At 43.8% G+C, this 18,079-nt stretch carries 19 protein-coding genes; 6 read left to right on the top strand and 13 right to left on the bottom strand.

Annotated elements, in window-relative coordinates:
* Positions 1-2 precede the first annotated feature (2 nt).
* From AB4238_RS07880 to AB4238_RS07900, 5 genes are all read right to left on the bottom strand, one after another.
* Positions 3-290 carry a hypothetical protein gene (locus AB4238_RS07880; protein ID WP_372032692.1) on the bottom strand — a complete coding sequence of 96 codons (288 nt, stop codon included), beginning with the start codon at positions 288-290 and terminating at the stop codon, positions 3-5.
* On the bottom strand, positions 271-537 hold the full coding sequence (locus AB4238_RS07885; protein ID WP_220738285.1) for a GNAT family N-acetyltransferase: 267 nt from the start codon (positions 535-537) through the stop codon (positions 271-273). The genes AB4238_RS07880 and AB4238_RS07885 overlap by 20 nt, the downstream gene beginning before the upstream one ends.
* Before the next feature lie 63 nt (positions 538-600).
* The gene (locus AB4238_RS07890; RefSeq protein ID WP_372032694.1) at positions 601-1,026 is read right to left on the bottom strand and encodes an acyl-CoA thioesterase; all 426 of its coding nucleotides are present in this window, start codon (positions 1,024-1,026) and stop codon (positions 601-603) included.
* Positions 1,027-1,185: 159 nt separating this feature from the next.
* Entirely contained in the window at positions 1,186-1,863 is a 678-nt protein-coding gene (gene mtnC, locus AB4238_RS07895) for an acireductone synthase (protein ID WP_372032695.1), read from the bottom strand.
* A 318-nt stretch (positions 1,864-2,181) separates the two neighbouring features.
* Positions 2,182-2,604, bottom strand: a complete 423-nt coding sequence (locus tag AB4238_RS07900; RefSeq protein ID WP_372032697.1) for a hypothetical protein — start codon at positions 2,602-2,604, stop codon at positions 2,182-2,184.
* 447 nt (positions 2,605-3,051) lie between these two features.
* On the opposite strand from AB4238_RS07900, the gene AB4238_RS07905 reads away from it, so the two are divergent.
* Complete coding sequence (locus tag AB4238_RS07905) at positions 3,052-4,506, top strand: hypothetical protein (RefSeq protein WP_372032699.1); 1,455 nt, start codon at positions 3,052-3,054, stop codon at positions 4,504-4,506.
* Between the two features lie 62 nt (positions 4,507-4,568).
* Here the strand turns inward: AB4238_RS07905 and hutI are convergent, their stop codons facing one another.
* Complete coding sequence (gene hutI, locus AB4238_RS07910) at positions 4,569-5,795, bottom strand: imidazolonepropionase (RefSeq protein WP_372032700.1); 1,227 nt, start codon at positions 5,793-5,795, stop codon at positions 4,569-4,571.
* Between the two features lie 244 nt (positions 5,796-6,039).
* Between hutI and hutC the strand changes: the two genes are divergently transcribed.
* From hutC to AB4238_RS07930, 4 genes are all read left to right on the top strand, one after another.
* Positions 6,040-6,744: a histidine utilization repressor gene (hutC, locus tag AB4238_RS07915; protein WP_220738354.1), complete on the top strand. Its 705-nt coding sequence runs from the start codon at positions 6,040-6,042 to the stop codon at positions 6,742-6,744.
* A 122-nt stretch (positions 6,745-6,866) separates the two neighbouring features.
* Positions 6,867-8,537: a urocanate hydratase gene (hutU, locus tag AB4238_RS07920; RefSeq protein ID WP_248975715.1), complete on the top strand. Its 1,671-nt coding sequence runs from the start codon at positions 6,867-6,869 to the stop codon at positions 8,535-8,537.
* A gap of 3 nt (positions 8,538-8,540) precedes the next feature.
* Positions 8,541-10,073 carry a histidine ammonia-lyase gene (hutH, locus tag AB4238_RS07925; RefSeq protein ID WP_372032702.1) on the top strand — a complete coding sequence of 511 codons (1,533 nt, stop codon included), beginning with the start codon at positions 8,541-8,543 and terminating at the stop codon, positions 10,071-10,073.
* Positions 10,074-10,467: 394 nt separating this feature from the next.
* Positions 10,468-10,932, top strand: coding sequence for a PaaI family thioesterase (locus tag AB4238_RS07930; RefSeq protein ID WP_372032703.1), 465 nt, complete (start codon positions 10,468-10,470; stop codon positions 10,930-10,932).
* Positions 10,933-11,016: 84 nt separating this feature from the next.
* Here the strand turns inward: AB4238_RS07930 and AB4238_RS07935 are convergent, their stop codons facing one another.
* The 4 genes from AB4238_RS07935 to AB4238_RS07950 form a co-directional block, all read right to left on the bottom strand.
* Positions 11,017-12,186 carry a MerR family transcriptional regulator gene (locus AB4238_RS07935; RefSeq protein ID WP_372032704.1) on the bottom strand — a complete coding sequence of 390 codons (1,170 nt, stop codon included), beginning with the start codon at positions 12,184-12,186 and terminating at the stop codon, positions 11,017-11,019.
* Positions 12,187-12,346: 160 nt separating this feature from the next.
* Complete coding sequence (locus tag AB4238_RS07940) at positions 12,347-12,889, bottom strand: DUF5655 domain-containing protein (RefSeq protein ID WP_372032705.1); 543 nt, start codon at positions 12,887-12,889, stop codon at positions 12,347-12,349.
* Between the two features lie 223 nt (positions 12,890-13,112).
* Positions 13,113-13,742: a DUF3157 family protein gene (locus AB4238_RS07945; RefSeq protein ID WP_372032707.1), complete on the bottom strand. Its 630-nt coding sequence runs from the start codon at positions 13,740-13,742 to the stop codon at positions 13,113-13,115.
* Positions 13,743-13,839: 97 nt separating this feature from the next.
* Positions 13,840-14,376, bottom strand: a complete 537-nt coding sequence (locus AB4238_RS07950) for an outer membrane beta-barrel protein (protein ID WP_372032709.1) — start codon at positions 14,374-14,376, stop codon at positions 13,840-13,842.
* 197 nt (positions 14,377-14,573) lie between these two features.
* On the opposite strand from AB4238_RS07950, the gene AB4238_RS07955 reads away from it, so the two are divergent.
* Positions 14,574-15,830, top strand: coding sequence for a mechanosensitive ion channel family protein (locus AB4238_RS07955; protein WP_372032711.1), 1,257 nt, complete (start codon positions 14,574-14,576; stop codon positions 15,828-15,830).
* Between the two features lie 53 nt (positions 15,831-15,883).
* Here the strand turns inward: AB4238_RS07955 and folM are convergent, their stop codons facing one another.
* The 3 genes from folM to folX are packed head-to-tail and all read right to left on the bottom strand — an operon-like array spanning position 15,884 to position 17,653.
* Complete coding sequence (gene folM / locus AB4238_RS07960; protein ID WP_372032713.1) at positions 15,884-16,588, bottom strand: dihydromonapterin reductase; 705 nt, start codon at positions 16,586-16,588, stop codon at positions 15,884-15,886.
* A 19-nt stretch (positions 16,589-16,607) separates the two neighbouring features.
* A complete protein-coding gene (gene folE / locus AB4238_RS07965; RefSeq protein ID WP_372032715.1) occupies positions 16,608-17,246 on the bottom strand; it encodes a GTP cyclohydrolase I FolE in 639 nt (212 codons plus the stop codon).
* Between the two features lie 41 nt (positions 17,247-17,287).
* Positions 17,288-17,653: a dihydroneopterin triphosphate 2'-epimerase gene (gene folX, locus AB4238_RS07970; protein WP_044555521.1), complete on the bottom strand. Its 366-nt coding sequence runs from the start codon at positions 17,651-17,653 to the stop codon at positions 17,288-17,290.
* Positions 17,654-18,079 lie beyond the last annotated feature (426 nt).

Genomic DNA, 18,079 nt, shown 5'->3' on the forward strand with positions numbered 1-18,079 from the left:
ACTTAATGCAATTGGTATAGCAGGGTTATCAACTGCTCGATAGCATCTTGATTTTGTTGGGCGGGGTTCATGGCGATACTGGTATCTGAAAATTCAGCGGGGATCTCCAGTTGCGTCAACGTTACCTGCCAGCCTTGCGCTTCAAGTTGCTGGCTTAATGCATTGAGTTTAGCTGGCCTGACGCCATTAGCGCTGATAAAAGCATGTTGCTGGGCACAGCCAATTAGCAATAAAACGCTGGCTAAGCTAATAAGTACCCGCTTGCCTAATCTAAAGGAATTTTTGTACATACCAGCAGCTTGCTTCTAGCTGTAATCCTTGCGATTTTGCCCACGCTATACCATGTCTAACTAACTTCTCTGCTAAGCCTTTTCCACGCAGTTCGTTGGGGACAAAGGTATGAGTGAAATTACAAATACTATGGTTATTAAGCCGAGTGTTACTCGGCAAAATCTCATAAGTGAGTAACGCTTGCGCTGCGCCTAGATTAATCACAAATTGGTGATTATCAGACTGATGAACAATCTTTTCACTCATCTCAAATCCTTTGAATTTACTTAAACTTCAAAAGAAAACCATACAGATATATCTGGCTTAGAGCTACTGCTGATAGGTTTTTAACGCGTCCAATAGCTGTGGCGTTAATTGCGCTTTTTGCCCGGTTTTAAAGTTAAACATCACCACTTGAGATGAGCCAATAGTGGTTACAGCTTGCTGGGTTTGGCTAAAAACGTTGTAGTGCATCATGAATCGGTCATCATTAATGTCACTGATTCTGACACCAACGATTAAGGTATCGGGGAAGGTCACTGGTCGCTTATAGCGCGCTTGGTTTTCGCTGATCACTGGACCAACCGCGGTTTTTTGTAGATCTTCGAGTAGATTGATTTGGTTAAAGAAGTCGATTCTAGCGGTTTCGAAATAGCGAAAATAAACCACATTATTGACGTGTTGTAGGGCATCCATTTCGCCCCAGGCGACGTTTATTGAAGTATTTATCGGGTATTGCTCGAGAAACTTATCCATAATGATCTCTTATTATTATTTCGTTAAATCGGTATTCAAACGACTGTTTGATTAATGGCCAGCATAACAGCATGTTTTAGTGACAACAAGCATTGATAAATGGAATTTTAGACATAAAAAAAGGCATTCAATAAATGCCTTTTATCTGCAGAGAGTGAGTTAGATCTCTAGCTCAGCAAAGCTGCTTATCTGTTTAAAATCACCCGTGCGTTGACTGTCTTGGCGCACCATTTGTACCACATTTAAACCTGCTTCACTGGCTGCTTTTAGCTCTTCAAGCACATCAGAAACAAATAGAATCTGTTTCGGGCTAAGGCTTATCGTATTGAGGATATTGCAGTAAGCTTGCTTAAAGCGTTTGTTACCCGTGCGGGTGTCAAAGTGGCCGTTAAACTTATCAGTTAAATCGCCAGCATCGCTATTACCAAATAGTAATTTCTGTGCATCAACAGAACCTGATGAGAAGCTATACACTCGCAGTCCTTGCTGCTTGTAACCGTCTAGTGCTTCGATAAAGTCTGGGAAGATATGCCCTTTAAACTCACCGTTAGCGTAACCTTGCTTCCAAATTAAACCTTGAATGGTTTTAAGTGGTGTCGCTTTACGGTCTTCTTCAATCCACTGCAACAATATTTCAGTTACTCGAGCAAGATCAGCGTCAGGTTCTAATGCGATATCTTGTACATCACAAATGCAGTTTTCGACTAAAACATTGTTTTTATTTTCTTCAAGAAAAGCGGGTAATACCTTAGCTGAATAAGGAAAAAGAATATCCTCAATAAAGTTAAGATCGGTAGTTGTACCGGCTGTATCTACGACAATGGCTCTGATACCCATGATGTTTGGTTACTCCGCAATGTGCAATTGTTCTGTTTATTGTTCAGATCCTAAGCTGAAATGGCCTGTTTGGCTAGTTTATTCGGACTGCAAATGGTAGTTAATTTTCAGTCATGTAGCCTAACGAAACTTTTCGACGATATAGCTATCGACTTTTTCTAAAATTAAAAGAGATGTACGGCTAAATTTTGGTTAGTTTTTCCGTGGTTTGGTTTGCAGGTTAGGGATAAAAAATTGATAAGATTTATGCTTTGGGTAATGACAAGAGTAAGCAGATAACAAATAAAGCCTTGCTTACTCTAGTCATCAATAACCGGGTTATTCAGTGATAAAACCAAAGAAACTGAGCAGGTTTGCGGTATCTTGCCTTACACTCAAGGTGACAGAATAGTTATCAAGATCATCGGGGCCTAAGTTTGCTTTAAAACCTAATAAAAATGGCTTGTCTGCAACCAGTTGATATTGTGCTTGTATCACCCAAAGATTAACGTCTGTCATTGCTCCATGGTTTGTTGTTCTAACAAAATAGCCGCCAACTCTAGCTCGAGGAAGCGCATTACTGTTTTCTTCTACACCCGTGCTGTAAAGGTTGAACTCTAGACCACCGCCGTAATACCTTGCTAACTCATTACCTTGGGTTGCTTCATCTAAACTACGAATACCAGCTAATGCTGCAAAACTAAGAACTGAGTCGCCATTTGCGGTTGCCATAAAATGGCCTGGTGAATATAAATACTTCATGTAACCATCAATAGTATCGGTTACATCGTTAAATCCAGCAGCGTTGGGATCAGACTTTTCTTCATTAACAGTTGGGTTCTGGCCAAATGCGACTCCAGCTTCAAAGTTAGTTACTGCGTCATCCCATCCTAAAGCCCAATTCTTCCAGCGGCCGTTTAGCTTGAGTGAGCCCGGCGTGACTTCGGCAATTTCGATTAGGTTGGTATTTTTTGTGGACCAGAGTTAATAGGGGGAGCCTAATTAATTTGTTCCTCTTTCCAACCTCGCAATAGTAATGCCCACTTATTTGGGAATTACAGTTATTTTCTCTTATCTTTTTGGTATTTTCTAAGATGTGTAGGTAATTTTAGTTGACTGGGTTCATTGGAAATATGTTTGTTTTATTTTTGTATATTCGTGATAATATTCGATTTATAACAGTTGTTTACATGAACGGAAGTATTAGCTATGTCGGTAGATTTTTTCTATAAAGAAAAGGATGAAATTTGGAAGAAAATTACTCAATTGTCTAACGATCTAGATGAACTGAAGTCATCAATTCCGGTAAATGTGAAGGAAGCTGCTCAAGCTAAAAAAATGACTTCTGAATATCGGAATCGTGCTCAAGAAGCGAAGGATGAAGCTGAAGTATCAGCTAGAAGCATTGAGGAATTAAAGGACTCTATCGATTCTATTCTATCTTCAGTTGACAAAGGTAGCATCAATCTTGAGGAGCTTAGAGCAAGAACCTCAACAGCTGCTGGTGAGGTTAATCAATACCATTCTGACCTTATTGAACTTATGCAATCTTCGGAAGATACCATCAGCAAAATGGTTGAGTTAACCAAGCAAAAAGAAAGTATAGAAAGTGATATTGAGGCAATTTCATCAATGTCTATGGATATTGCAAGTACAGATAAGAGAGCTAAGGGGTTGTTAAATAATATCGCTGTCATTAAAAAAGAAGCTGACGTTATTCATGATGAACTCTATGGATATGAAACTGTTAATGATGAAACTGGTGAAGAAACTCACATAGAAGGAACTATCGAAAAGTTATCTCAAGCTTATGATTTAATGAAAGATAACGTTGAAAAGCTGTCTACTGAATATCAAGGCACTAAACAGGACATAAATAGTTCACTAGATAATATTTCTGTAGAAGCACGTAAGAGTTTTAATGAACATCTAGAGTCTTGCGATAAAGCTCACAATGATTCATTAAATAAAATTCGTAAGCTTCTTCCTGATGCGTTAACAGCAGGACTAGCATCTGCTTATGAGGCTAAAACTAAAGCTGAAGAGAAGGATTTAAAAAAGCATAATAGTACATTTAGCAAATCTATCATTGTGCTAGTTATTATTTCGATAATTCCGTTTGCATTAAATGCGGTTAGACTGTTTCAAGGTGATAACCTTGTTACTACAATCAAAGATACTCCATATCTAGTCTTTGCAATGATGCCACTCTATATCCCTGTATTGTGGATGGCGTACTCCGCAAATAAAAGTTTTAAGCTCTCTAAAAGATTAATCGAAGAATACACGCATAAAGGTGTTATCAGTAAAACGTTCGAAGGACTATCTACACAAGTCAATGAAATAGAAGACTCGCCTATTTCTCAGGAGCTAAAACTCAAACTATTGTTCAACCTTGTTAGTGTAAACTCAGAGAATCCGGGCAAATTAATCTCCGATTACAACAAAAGCGATCATCCATTAATGGACGCATTAGATAAGAGTTCTCAAATGGCTGATGCTGTTGTCAAATTAGCAAAAATTCCAGGTTTTTCAAGGATGGCTAGACATTTAGATGAGAAAGCTAGTAAGGTCCTAGCGGACGAAAATCAAAAAATATCAGCTGCCATTGATATACAGGAGCATGGTGAAATTGATGAAAAGCAACAGAAGCAGTTGCAATAATGCTCTATCTGCCCAAGCAGTGACAATGTCTCATCGCTCCGACATTCAATCATTTATAAAAATTACTGATGTACTAAACGGCCATTCTTAACCACTTCAATACATGAACCAACACCATAGGTGTAGGAAAGCTCTGCGGGAGTGCTGATATTCCATAAACAGAAATCGGCGGTCATTCCAGCTTCTAACACGCCGACTTCAGCTTCAATCCCTAAGGCTTTGGCAGCGTTACGAGTCATACCTGCGAGTGCTTCTTCTGGGGTTAAGCGCATTAAGGTACAAGCCATGTTCAGCATCAAAAGGCTAGAACACATTGGCGATGAGCCTGGGTTATAGTCACTGGCAACCACCATAGGGACTTGGTATTGGCGTAGCAGCTCAATAGGAGGTAGCTGGGTTTCCCGTAGGAAGTAAAATGCACCGGGCAGTAAGGTGGCACAGGTGCCGCTTTCGCTCAGGGCTTTGACGCCAGCTTCGTCAAGGTATTCGATATGGTCTACAGACTTGGCGCCTAGCTTGGCTGCCATGGCTGAACCGCCTAAATTTGATAGCTGCTCAGCGTGGAGCTTGATATCCAGTCCTGCATCTTTGGCTGCGGTCAGTACCCGCTCAGTTTGCTCTAAGCTAAAGGCGATATTCTCACAGAATACATCGACGGCATCGGCAAGACCTTCGGCAATCACTTGAGGCAGCATCTCGTTGATCACTAAATCGACATAGGCGTCGCTATCATTTTTGTATTCTGGCGGGATCGCATGCGCACCTAAAAAGGTAGTTTTTACGTCCACGTGATGATGCTTACCTAGCTCGCGTGCTACTCGCAGCAGTTTTAACTCGGTTTCAATATCTAAGCCGTAACCCGATTTGATTTCAACTGTGGTGACACCTTCTTTTGCCAGTGCATTAAGGCGCTGACGGCCTAGCTCAAACAGTTCGGCTTCGTCGGCTTCACGGCAGGCTTTAACGGTTGAGATAATACCGCCGCCACTGCGAGCAATCTCTTCGTAGCTAGCACCTTGCAGTCGTAGTTCAAATTCATTGGCACGGTTGCCTGCAAATACTAAATGGGTGTGAGCATCAATCAGCCCCGGGGTAATCCAGCCACCTTTACCTTTGTAAATTGGCGTGGCAAGTACATCAAATTCTGGCAGCTCGCTACGTTTCCCTACCCAGGCAATTTTGCCATCTTTAACCGCTAATGCAGCATCTTTGATTGCACCGTAAGGCTCTGAAATGGTTGGTGACATGGTAGCGATATTGATATCAATCCAGACTTGATCCCACGACATACTGCACTCTCTTTTTGTTGTTTTAGCTAGTGGTTGAATACTAACACTAAGCATCGTCACGAAAAATAATTTGTGAGCTAGCTTGTATTTACTTGTATATACAAGCTAGGATTGTAGCCGAGTTTTTGATCATTATAAATAGCAGACAACTGTTAATTGAGCGCTAACACCCAGCATGGTGTATCGGCCATCAAAAATTAAAACCGTGATAGCAAAGCAACCGATAAAGGTAAACAAACCTGATATGGCAATGCCGAAGTTTGAAGAGATTAAGCAATATATTTTAGCCCAAATAGAATCTGGCGAGTGGGCCGAAGACAGCCGTGTGCCGTCGGAAAACCAGCTGGCTGAACTGTTTGGCTGTAGTCGAATGACCGCTAGGCGTGGCTTAACGGAGCTTACCGAATCTGGTGTGTTAGAGCGTTCTCAAGGGTTGGGCACTTTTGTTGCGGGGCTTAAAAGCCAATCTTCGATGATGGCAATTCGCAATATTGCTGATGAGATCAAAGACCGTGGCCATGGTTATAGCGTGCAGCAAGTGTCTTTGAGCCAAGCTAGCGCCACTGGTGCCATAGCGATTGCATTAGGGCTAGAAGAGGGCAGCGCTGTTTATCAGTCGGTGCTGGTGCACTGCGAGCAGGGTACGCCGCTGCAATTAGAGGAGCGTTTTGTTAACCCTAAACTCGTGCCTGAGTATTTAGCGCAAGATTTTATTAAACAAACGCCGCACGAATATTTATCTATGGTGGCACCGCTAACGGAAGCCAAGCACACCATTGAAGCCAAAATGGCCGATGATGCGCAGCTAGCACTGCTCAACATTGAGGCATCAGAGCCCTGTTTACAGATTACTCGCCGCACTTGGTCACGCCAAGGTGTGGTGAGTTTTGCACGTTTAGTGCATCCAGGAAGTCGATTTAGATTAGGTGGCCATCTGACCTTTAACTAGAGGTTGGTTTGCTACAGATCCACAAGTAAAACGCTCAAAGAAATGAGCTGAAAACGATTTAAAAAACAAAAAGACAGTTATAAAAACAAGCATATAAAAACAAATTGAACGAGGTAGTACCGATGGATAAGAGACACGATCCAAGCCGCCGCATCATTGCGCCGACAGGAACAAAGCTAAGCTGTAAGAGTTGGTTAACCGAAGCGCCAATGCGTATGTTAATGAACAACTTACACCCAGATGTTGCTGAGCGTCCTGAAGACTTAGTGGTTTATGGCGGTATCGGCCGCGCCGCACGTGACTGGGAATGCTACGACAAAATCGTTGAAGTACTGCAGCGTCTTGAAGAAGACGAAACCTTAATGGTGCAATCGGGTAAACCTGTCGGGGTATTCAAAACCCACAATAATGCGCCACGAGTGATTATTGCTAACTCTAACCTAGTACCTCATTGGGCCAACTGGGAACACTTTAATGAGTTAGATAAGAAAGGTTTGGCGATGTACGGCCAGATGACAGCAGGTTCTTGGATCTACATCGGTTCGCAAGGCATTGTGCAAGGGACTTACGAGACCTTCGTCGCGATGGCTAAGCAACACTTCGGCGGTTCGTCAAAGGGTAAGTGGATTTTAACCGGTGGTCTTGGTGGCATGGGTGGCGCGCAGCCGCTAGCTGGCACCATGGCAGGTTATTCGGTACTGACCTGTGAAGTGGATGAAACGCGTATCGATTTCCGTATGCGTACTCGCTACGTCGATAAAAAGGCGACGACCTTAGATGAAGCACTGGCGATGATTGATGAAGCAAACGCCAGTGGCAAGCCTGTATCAGTTGGCCTACTTGGTAATGCTGCTGATGTTTTCGCTGAGCTCGTTGAGCGTGGTATTACACCAGATGTGGTTACTGACCAAACTTCAGCGCATGACCCGCTAAACGGTTACCTGCCACAAGGCTGGACGCTAGAGCAAGCGATTGAAATGCGTAAAACTGACGAAGCGGCTGTCGTGAAAGCGGCTAAACAGTCTATGGCAGTTCAAGTTAAAGCGATGCTAGCACTGCAAGCTGCCGGTTCTGCGACGACTGATTATGGTAATAATATTCGCCAAATGGCATTTGAAGAGGGCGTAGAAAACGCATTCGACTTCCCTGGATTTGTGCCTGCTTACGTGCGCCCACTATTTTGTGAGGGTATTGGTCCATTCCGTTGGGTAGCGCTATCAGGCGACCCAGAAGATATCTATAAGACCGACGCTAAAGTTAAAGAGCTTATTCCTGATAACCCGCATCTGCACAACTGGTTAGATATGGCGCGTGAGCGTATTGCGTTCCAAGGTCTGCCATCTCGTATCTGTTGGGTTGGTCTTAAAGACCGTGCCCGTCTGGCATTAGCCTTTAACGAAATGGTTAAAAATGGCGAGCTTTCTGCACCCATTGTTATCGGGCGTGATCACTTAGACTCAGGCTCTGTAGCCAGTCCTAACCGTGAAACTGAATCTATGCTTGATGGTTCGGATGCAGTATCTGATTGGCCGCTAATGAACGCACTATTGAACACTGCAAGTGGTGCAACTTGGGTGTCATTGCATCACGGTGGTGGTGTAGGTATGGGCTTTAGCCAGCACTCAGGTGTAGTGATTGTGGCAGACGGAACCGATGATGCCGCAGCGCGCTTAGGTCGAGTACTGTGGAATGACCCAGCAACAGGCGTGATGCGTCATGCTGATGCTGGATATGATATCGCCAAAGATTGTGCAAAAGAGCAGGGTCTAGACCTGCCGATGCTGGAGAAGTAGAACATGAGCCATTTAGTATTAACGCCGGGTAGCCTCACCCTTAAGCAAGTTCGTGAAATTAGCCGCGGAAAAGTCACCCTTGAGCTGGCTGAGAGCGCTATTAGCGACATCAATACCAGTGCCGGTCTTGTACAACAAGTATTGGATGAAGGCCGCACGGTTTATGGTATCAACACCGGTTTTGGCTTATTAGCTAACACTAAGATTGCTGCCGATGATCTGCAACTGCTACAACGCTCTATTGTGCTGTCGCACGCTGCGGGTACTGGCCAATACATGCAAGACGCTACAGTGCGTTTGATGATGGTATTGAAGATCAACTCGCTAAGCCGTGGTTTTTCTGGTATTCGTTTAGAGGTGATTAACTTCCTTATTGCATTGGTGAATGCTGAAGTCTATCCCTGTGTACCAGAAAAAGGCTCTGTAGGTGCATCTGGTGATTTAGCTCCGCTATCTCACATGTGTTTACCGTTACTTGCCGAAGGTGAGATGAGCTACAAAGGTCAGCTGATCACGGCTGCCGAAGGTCTTGAAATCGCAGGCCTTAAGCCGCTTGAACTAGCGGCTAAAGAAGGCTTAGCACTACTTAACGGTACGCAAGCTTCAACCGCATTAGCGCTAGAAGGTTTATTTAACGCAGAAGACCTGTTTGCGGCAAGTTCTGTTATTGGCGCCATGAGCGTTGAAGCTGCGATGGGTAGCCGTAGTCCGTTTGATCCGCGTATTCACGCTGCTCGTGGCCAAAAAGGCCAAATTGATTCAGCAGCTGTATTCCGTCATCTACTGGGTGAAGAGTCTGAGATCAGCCTTGATCATGTTAACTGTGAAAAGGTGCAAGATCCTTACTCACTGCGTTGTCAGCCACAAGTATTGGGTGCTTGTTTAACCCAAATTCGTCATGCGGCTGAGGTGCTAGGCACTGAAGCTAATGGCGTTACCGATAACCCATTAGTGTTCCAAGATACTGGCGACATTATCTCTGGTGGTAACTTCCACGCTGAGCCTGTGGCAATGGCAGCAGATAACCTAGCGATTGCGATTGCAGAACTGGGCTCTATCGCTGAGCGTCGTATCGCACTGCTTATTGATTCAAACTTGTCAAAACTACCACCGTTTCTTGTCGAAAATGGTGGGGTAAACTCAGGCTTTATGATTGCTCAGGTAACGGCTGCGGCATTGGCATCTGAAAACAAGACTTACGCGCATCCAGCGTCAGTTGATAGCTTGCCAACTTCTGCTAACCAAGAAGATCACGTGTCTATGGCTACGTTTGCGGCGCGCCGCTTGCGTGATATGTCTGAAAACACCCGTGGCGTGTTAGCAGTTGAACTACTCGCTGCGGCGCAGGGCTTGGATTTCCGTCGTCCACTGCAACCTGCAGTCGCTGTGGCGAAGGCTAAAGCTGAGTTGCGTGAATTGGTGACTTACTACGATAAGGACCGTTTCTTCGGCCCAGATATTGAAGCCGCTACTGACTTATTGGTCACTGCCAGCTACAACGCTTACTTGCCAGCAGATATTCTGCCAAGCTTGTAATCCAAAGTGATAGTGGATTGACAAAAGGGCCTAACGGCCCTTTTTTATGCCTGTAAAGTAGCCCGGATTAACACTGGATAATCTCATTTTCTATACGTATGCTCCGCCTCTAACGCACAAATGACTCGCTGTGAATACATCCTTGTAAGCTCTACGACAACATCCATGTTGTCTAAGGTCATTTGGTGCATCAGAGAGCGCTGTTTAGGCACTAACAGCCGTGGAAATATTAACTGTTTGCAAATGCGAAGCTGCAATTGTTTAGAGCCTGGAAGGGCTGAATATCAGGAAGCTAATCATTAGTCTTAAGCCTAATGTCTGCATTGTCGAAACGGTTAATGTGTAATAGCGTAGTTTGGAGTTGATGGTCGTTGAAGCGAATTAAGGTGCGGTAATGCAAGCATTTCAAGATTTATACCCCGAAGATCTCAGCCATTGTTATGGTTGCGGTAAAAATAATCCCCATGGGCATCAACTCAAAAGTTACTGGGACGATGATGAAACCATCGCGTTGTTTACCCCTAAGCCATTTCATACCGCCATTCCTGGTTTTGTTTACGGTGGATTAATAGCTTCACTTATCGATTGCCATGGAACTGGCAGTGCTAGCGCCGCTGCTGGCCGGGCATTTGGTGATGGTACGCAGCCGCCAAGGTTTGTCACCGCCGCGCTCAACATTGATTACTTAGCGCCAACTCCAATGGGTGTAGAGTTGGAATTGCGTGGCGTTATTTGCGAAGTAAAGCCCAAGAAAGTGGTGTTAGATATCAGTCTTATCGCTGCAGGCGTTACTTGCGCCAAAGGACATATGGTGGCGGTTAAAATGCCAGAAAGTATGCTTAATACGAGCGGAACGTGAGATGTTCTTCATCCGACCTCAATCTCAATATAAGAACTCCTATTACTCTTAATGACAAAAGAGTAATAGGAGTATCTTAGTTGGTTATATTTTTTGTAATACAAACAATTGATAGCCAAATTCTGCGGTAAGTTGAGTGCAAATATTCACTTCATATTTGATATCTCTTAACGCGGTGGAATTAGCCATTTCTGATTCAAGCTCTTTCGCTCGCTCACCCAACGGGCCGTAATAATCTAACCAAGCCTGTTTGCTCTGAGGGAAATGCTCGACAACACGGTAGCCCGCGTGCTTCATTTGCGAGATTCGGGTTGCGACAGGCTGAATATCTGGATAGTTTTGACTCCAAAACTCAACGGATTTCTGACTTGGATTGTCAGTTTTCCAAACGAGATCGCTAATCACTAGATAGCCCTGCTGATGCAATAGTGGCAGCCACTGCGCGAGTGCTTTTTCTACACCCATTATGTAGGCACTGCCTTCAGCCCAAATAAGATCAAAGCTTTCATCAGTAAACGGCAGTTCGGCCATGCTAGCGCAAACGGTTTTGAGTCGATTAGAAAAACCGAGCTGCTCAAAGCGTTGCACTAGCCTATCTAGTGCGGACTGCTCATTATCGACGGCGGTAATGTTTGCTTTGCTATGTTCGGCTAACACTTTAGTTGCTAGCCCTTTGCCACAGCCTATCTCTAAGATATTGTCAGGTGCTTTGGCTACCAGTGATAAAGCTTTTTGTGTATCACTTTCACTGCCTGGACCCCAGCGCTCTAATGGTTCAAAAACCGTCATAAAGTCAGCCATATATACATCGTGTTCGTTCATATCTTTTGATAACCATTTTAGTCGCAAGGCCTCTTTCTCACTAAAGCCTTGCTTTGTTAACCAGTCTAGATGAGCATCTGGGGCCAGTTTATCTAAACTCATGTGCCATGCTTTGAGGTCGCCCTCACCAAGTATGGCTGCAAGTAAATATCGTGACTGTTGCTTTTGCTCTATCTCTTCGTCTAGCGCTTTGAGACGGTTTTGCAGTAATTGTCTGTCAACTTTTGCTTCTAGACATACTTTGCACTCTTTCAGTGTTAAACCGCCAGCCAGTAATTGTTGAATCAAACGGAGGCGTTGTAGATCCTTATTGCTGTAGGCGCGATAGCCATTTTCAAGCCTACTAGCACTGATAAGCTTTTGCTTTTCATAATAAAGTATTGCGGTTCGAGAAAGCCCGACTGCTGCCGCAAGCTCAGAGATCTTATACATGATCATCAGCCTTGTATCCGTTGATGGTTAAGCACTTTAAACTATAAAGCTGTAGACGGGTCAATAGAAAGCTGTAGCTATTTTTATGGGGCTACAGGACGGTTTAAAGCAGAGAGGTATTTATAGCCATTTAAAAATAGCTATATTTGTCAGTAGTTGACTACACTGATTTCTCATATGCTTGCGGCATCCAACTAATGACTTCGTCATCAATATCATCAAGGGTTTTCAATTGCATACGGTGAGTGCACATGGTGCCGAATGGCCCAGAATCTTCTAGCCGCCCTTGTGGCTCAACTCCGTTGAGTTTTAGTCCTAGATCTATTCTTGTTTTGGTTGCGGGTTTTATGAGTGCAAATTGATGCTTTCTGATCAGACTGACACTGGCCTTTTTCGGCGTGATATTAATGTCCTCACCGAACGTTTCAATAATTGAAATAAGCTTTTCGTAGAGGGGCTTGAGGTTTTCTTTACCGCTGTATTGAGTGATAACAAGATCTTCTACTGGCTGATTGCTTTCTCGAGATAAGGTAACAATAGTATTGGCAAAACCATGAGTGACACAGTGTTCCGTTTTTAGATACTTTACTGCTGCTGTGTGTTTGTCGAAACTCTCTTTTGCCAATATTTTATACCACTCATCGAGTGTCTTGCCTGTTTTTTCAGGCATGTTGTTAATCATGGTCTGCAATGCTTTATCCATATTGTTCAACCTTTGATCCATAGCAATTGGTATGAATGTTCATTTATGCATTAGTTTAGCAAAGAAGTAATCTACTATTGTTTTGCAGGGCACAGAGTCGCTGGCATATTTTGAATGGTTATAGGATAAAATGAGGGGAATGGCTTTGGTTTTACGGCTAGTAAAACAAAAAGACCTAGCTAAAATAGCTAGGTCTCAAAAATAGTTGGCTCAACGACTGGGATTACATACGTGAGTCCATCTCTTTCATCTTCAAGCTCATTAACTGCTTAGTCCACTGCGCTTTATCGATGTCTTCTATCCATAATACGCGGCTCTCACGGGTTTGTCCTTTGCGTAAGTATGTATCAGGCATTCTGAAAACAGCTTGCCAAACTTTAACGGTTTCTCTTTTGATTAATGCACCAGAGTCAGCAAACAAACTCACTTCAAGTTCGATCATGACATAGTGTTCAGAGCTATTACTTGATAGCTCGAACGTTAGACCCAAACGGTCATCATCATCCCACTGGCTATTTAAAAAGCTGACTTTAACACCACTTTTGGCTGTTGATTTTAATAGTGCAGATTGAGCGATAGCGCTTGAGGTGAGCGCTTCGGTATTCGCTATAGGCGCTGTTGGGGTGACGGCTGAAGTCGCATTTTCACTGACGGCAACAGCAGCAACTGTTGCTGGAGCGGCAGTGTCTGCGTTAGCTTGGCTTTCTAGAATGACATATTCCCAAGTGAAGTCATCGTTGAGCTTAACGGTTGCGCCATTTTCTAAGGTGACTCGTGCCACTTCATCGGCATAAGCGGGAATTGATAGTGAGAACAGGGCAATACAGGCATAGGCCATTAGCGTTTTGTACATGATTGTTAACCTTGTAAAGGAGATTGTCCTAGCATAGACAAACTCCCGCCATAATAACACTGACAAGATCAAAATTAGTGTACTTGTAGTCGCGGATTTACATGGTGTAACCGATACTAAATACCGCTGATTCAGTTGCGCTGTTATAACCTGCGGCCATAGTGAAGTGTGGGCCAAGCACATATCTAAGGCCGGCTTCTGCCCCCCAAGTGGTGTCTTTTTCGGTTTCCCATACAGGCTCACCACCAACAATAAGCGGAGTGATGTTATTGGTCGAAGAGAGTTCGTGCGTATAAGCCGTGGCTCCGCCATAAAAGCTTAAGCCTGCAGCAATAGGGTAGCTCAAACCGAAGCGCCATAATGAGCTCTGCGAATAGGCTTCGCCAGGTTCTTCTACTGTAATGTCATCTTTCTTACTTTGAGCATAGCCAATGTAGTAACCCCAATTGGCATAGTCGGTATCGTAATGGCTAGGAGCAATGGTTATGCCGTAGAGATCGTCGATTGCCGGAATATAGTCTACGGTTATACCAATTGTCGGTTTTGGTAAAACAGGTGCATCTTCGCTGTAATCATTGGCGAGCGCGCTAAAGCTACAGAGGGAGATAACACTGGTAAGTATGTATTTGGTCATTTTGATCTCGATGAACTTCAGGCAATAGAAAATGGATTGTTGTGAATCTTTAGATTACAGTCAACTGTGTTAGCTCAAATTGCTGTTAAACTTGATTATTGTGATTAATTTGTTTGCCACTTGATTGTGGCTTGTTAACCCTATTTTGCAAGCTTGAATGGATTGTTTATGTCTGTTCACTATCGGAGATATCTATTTTGGATCAGGAATTACGTGCAAGTATCACTCAATGGTTGGCAACTGTCGGGATCGACAGCCAACCAGCAGACGGTGTTTCAACCAGTATTCTTGTCATAGCCTGTTTCATTGTTGCTTTTATTGGCTACGTTTTTGTGAAACGTGGTGTTGTCAGTACCATGAATATTGTCATCACTCGCTCGCGTGTCCATTGGGACGATATCTTCATGCGCTATCGTGTATTGGAGAAGTTGGCTAAGTTGGTTCCGGCTCTTATTCTCAACATCATTCTGCCGTTGGCGCTAACCGAGCATGAAGTATTAGCGAGTTTGGCTGACAGGCTACTCGATGTCACCATTGTGATTCTGTTTGTGCGAGCGGTTTATAGTGCATTAGATGCCGCCAACGAAGTTGCTGATGTTAATTTAGTTAGCCGTCGACTGCCGATTAAGAGCTTTGTACAGCTGTTTAAGTTGTTTATGTTTTTTGTCGCCATCATCATCTCCATTTCGGTACTGGCTGACCAATCGCCGGTTTACTTCTTAAGTGGTTTAGGTGTAGCAACCGGTTTGGTGATGTTGGTCTTCAGGGACACTATTTTGGGCTTTGTGGCTGGTATTCAGCTAGCGGCTAACAGAATGGTCAGCCCAACAGATTGGATCCAAATGGATAAGTACGGCGCCGATGGTGCGGTTGAAGAGGTGTCGCTTACAACGGTTAAAGTGCGTAACTGGGATCAGACCATTACCATGATCCCCGCCTATGCATTGGTGTCGGATGCCTTTAAAAACTGGCGTGGAATGTCTGAATCTGGTGGCCGTAGAATTAAGCGCTCGGTACAGATTGATATTAGTTCTATCGGTTTTTTAACTGAACAAGATAAGCAACGGTTATCGAAGATCAATCTTCTTAAGCCTTATTTCGCTGCAAAATCGCAGGAGATCAGTACATTTAATGCCCAGGTGGAAGATGCCGATATGCCTGTGAATAGTCGACATTTGACTAACGTGGGGACCTTTAGAGCCTACATGTTGGCTTATTTAAATCAGCATGAGAAAGTTCATAAAGATATGACCTTGTTAGTACGTCAGTTGGCGCCAACATCGAGTGGTGTACCGATTGAGCTATATATCTTTACCAATGACATAAGGTGGGCGGCTTATGAAGATATCCAAGCGGATATCTTTGATCATGTGTTTGCAATAATGCCAGAATTTGGCTTAAGGGTGTATCAAGGGCCTACAGGCGCGGATGTGCGAAGTTTGCAAAGCCATTAGTCACAGTCGCTGAACCTAGGAAGGCACCTTATTAGGTGCCTTTTTTAATATGATTAAACCAAGTGGCGGCCACCATCAATTTTCAAGGTTTGACCGGTAATATAGTGACTCTGCAATAGGTAGTTGACCGCATTTAAGATCTCTACCTCACCCCCCTCTTTGGCCATCAGTGCCTTTTTGAGTGCCTTTTGCTTGTATTGCTCGTCATCATCGGGATTAAACATGAGCAGTGCAGGGGCAATACTGTTGACCTTAACCTCAGGTGCATACTTCGCGGCAAAAGATAGCGTCAGGTTTTGTAACGCTGCTTTACTGGCAGCATAAGCTGCATGTTTTTTACTGCCTTTTTCTGCTACATAATCGGTGATGTGGATAATGTCAGCCATGCCGTTATTGGCTTTGAGCTGCTCCGCAAGTGCCAAGTTGATGGCATAAGGTACACTCACATGAATGCGCATCATTTTGTCCATAATTGATAGGGCTGATGCGGTATCGCCGTCTGGCAACCAGTCAGATGCATTATGGATTAGTGCTTTAAAGGCGGACTGTTGAGCAAGCTTTTGTAGCAGTTCATTGAGTTGAGCATCTTGATAGAAATCACACTGATGCAGCTCAACACCTAAGGCTTCGAGTTCTTGCAGTTGTGGGTATTGGCTACGATAAGTGCCAATGACTTTATAGCCTTGTTGGACTAAATGTTTGGCAAGGTAGAAGCCGACACGCTTGCCGACTCCGGTTATTAAAATAGCGGCTGTCATCAAAATCCTTAATGGCTGACTAGCGGAAAAATTCTGCCCGAGTTGCGGCGCTGGTTTTAAACTCGCCTCCGAGGGCTGTGGTTTGCGTTTGCGATTGGGTATCCATTACCCCTCTGGATTTTACGCAGTAGTGGGTGGCATCAATACTGACCGCGACGTTATCGGTTGCCAATAATGTTTGTAGGGCAACTAAGATCTGCTTGGTTAAACGTTCCTGCACTTGCGGGCGCTGGGCAAAAAAGCGCACGATACGATTGATTTTAGACAGGCCAATAATGGTGCTGTTGGGGATATAAGCCACTTTTGCTAAGCCATCGATGGTAACGAAGTGATGCTCACAGGTGCTGACGACGCTGATATCAGTGATCCGCACCATCTCATCGACCGCCATCTTATTTTCAATTTGAGCTATTTTAGGAAAGTTGTCGTAGTCTAGGCCGGCAAAAACTTCGTTGACATACATCTTAGCGATACGGTGCGGCGTCTCTTGTAAGCTGTCATCGCTGAGGTCGAGACCTAAGGTTGATACGACTTCCGTCATTAAGCCTTTGATTCGTTCATACTTCTGTTCGGCGGTCATATCCGAAGGAATTAAAGGGGTCTCGAGCCCTTGTTTGATTAGTGCATCTCTCACTTGTTGAGCCTGAGGTACGTCCATAATTGACTCCTGCTGAGATTGAATGAGTTGACTGTGGGACATTAAGATTTTCGGTACTCTAAAGACAGTGATACGGAGTCTGCGAATCTTAATGCATGGGGCTTATCGATGGTGACTCGGGCATATTGCACCCACGGATGCTGACTACTGATATCGAGTACATCAGAGACTAATTTTTCTAATAATAGAAAGCGCCCCTCTTCGACGTGTTGAATGACAGCCTTAGTCACTTTCTTATAATTGAGTGCCTCATCGACGTTATCTTCGCGAATAGCATTACTCGCTGGATAGTGGATCTCGATGTTAATCACTACATCCTGCATTTTCTCACGCTCTTCGATATTGAAACCGATGAAGGTGCGCAGGCGCAAATTGGTTACTTTAATTATGGCGTTGCTTGTTGTCATTTATAGTCCTTTATCGTTCTTTTAACTAACTATAGGCAAAGATACGGATAATTCAGCAATTTAGATCATCCCTTTAAATACCAATTTACACCAAGCAGAGATCTAAAAGTCAACTGGCATCGTACAGATTGATAATGTTTGTTGGCTGAGTTGAGTGAACTATGGAGCGAAATGAACGTATTTGGCAAGGTCTAGGTTATGCCGGATTGTTGCCTTTTATTATAGCAACAACAATGGCTTGGACTGGGCTGAAGTTAACTTGGTTAAACGCAGAATTTGCCTTAATTAGGGGCTGTTGATCTTTCGAGCTTAGTTCTTGTTCGAATTCAATTATTTTAGTACAAGGCTTGAGCGATGATGCTTAGCTGGCTAAGCGAAAAACTCGTAACGCACTCTAGTCATAAAAGAATAAAAGAATTGAAACGA

Source organism: Shewanella sp. 10N.286.45.A1, assembly GCF_041470405.1.
Taxonomy (GTDB): Bacteria; Pseudomonadota; Gammaproteobacteria; order Enterobacterales; family Shewanellaceae; genus Shewanella.

What these genes read in the sequence shown, in the direction of transcription:
- AB4238_RS07880 (WP_372032692.1), bottom strand. Translation starts at nt 290, where the DNA reads ATGTACAAAAATTCCTTTAGATTAGGCAAGCGGGTACTTATTAGCTTA.
- AB4238_RS07885 (WP_220738285.1), bottom strand. Translation starts at nt 537, where the DNA reads ATGAGTGAAAAGATTGTTCATCAGTCTGATAATCACCAATTTGTGATT.
- AB4238_RS07890 (WP_372032694.1), bottom strand. Translation starts at nt 1,026, where the DNA reads ATGGATAAGTTTCTCGAGCAATACCCGATAAATACTTCAATAAACGTC.
- mtnC (WP_372032695.1), bottom strand. Translation starts at nt 1,863, where the DNA reads ATGGGTATCAGAGCCATTGTCGTAGATACAGCCGGTACAACTACCGAT.
- AB4238_RS07900 (WP_372032697.1), bottom strand. Translation starts at nt 2,604, where the DNA reads ATGAAGTATTTATATTCACCAGGCCATTTTATGGCAACCGCAAATGGC.
- AB4238_RS07905 (WP_372032699.1), top strand. Translation starts at nt 3,052, where the DNA reads ATGTCGGTAGATTTTTTCTATAAAGAAAAGGATGAAATTTGGAAGAAA.
- hutI (WP_372032700.1), bottom strand. Translation starts at nt 5,795, where the DNA reads ATGTCGTGGGATCAAGTCTGGATTGATATCAATATCGCTACCATGTCA.
- hutC (WP_220738354.1), top strand. Translation starts at nt 6,040, where the DNA reads ATGGCAATGCCGAAGTTTGAAGAGATTAAGCAATATATTTTAGCCCAA.
- hutU (WP_248975715.1), top strand. Translation starts at nt 6,867, where the DNA reads ATGGATAAGAGACACGATCCAAGCCGCCGCATCATTGCGCCGACAGGA.
- hutH (WP_372032702.1), top strand. Translation starts at nt 8,541, where the DNA reads ATGAGCCATTTAGTATTAACGCCGGGTAGCCTCACCCTTAAGCAAGTT.
- AB4238_RS07930 (WP_372032703.1), top strand. Translation starts at nt 10,468, where the DNA reads ATGCAAGCATTTCAAGATTTATACCCCGAAGATCTCAGCCATTGTTAT.
- AB4238_RS07935 (WP_372032704.1), bottom strand. Translation starts at nt 12,186, where the DNA reads ATGTATAAGATCTCTGAGCTTGCGGCAGCAGTCGGGCTTTCTCGAACC.
- AB4238_RS07940 (WP_372032705.1), bottom strand. Translation starts at nt 12,889, where the DNA reads ATGGATAAAGCATTGCAGACCATGATTAACAACATGCCTGAAAAAACA.
- AB4238_RS07945 (WP_372032707.1), bottom strand. Translation starts at nt 13,742, where the DNA reads ATGTACAAAACGCTAATGGCCTATGCCTGTATTGCCCTGTTCTCACTA.
- AB4238_RS07950 (WP_372032709.1), bottom strand. Translation starts at nt 14,376, where the DNA reads ATGACCAAATACATACTTACCAGTGTTATCTCCCTCTGTAGCTTTAGC.
- folM (WP_372032713.1), bottom strand. Translation starts at nt 16,588, where the DNA reads ATGACAGCCGCTATTTTAATAACCGGAGTCGGCAAGCGTGTCGGCTTC.
- folE (WP_372032715.1), bottom strand. Translation starts at nt 17,246, where the DNA reads ATGGACGTACCTCAGGCTCAACAAGTGAGAGATGCACTAATCAAACAA.
- folX (WP_044555521.1), bottom strand. Translation starts at nt 17,653, where the DNA reads ATGACAACAAGCAACGCCATAATTAAAGTAACCAATTTGCGCCTGCGC.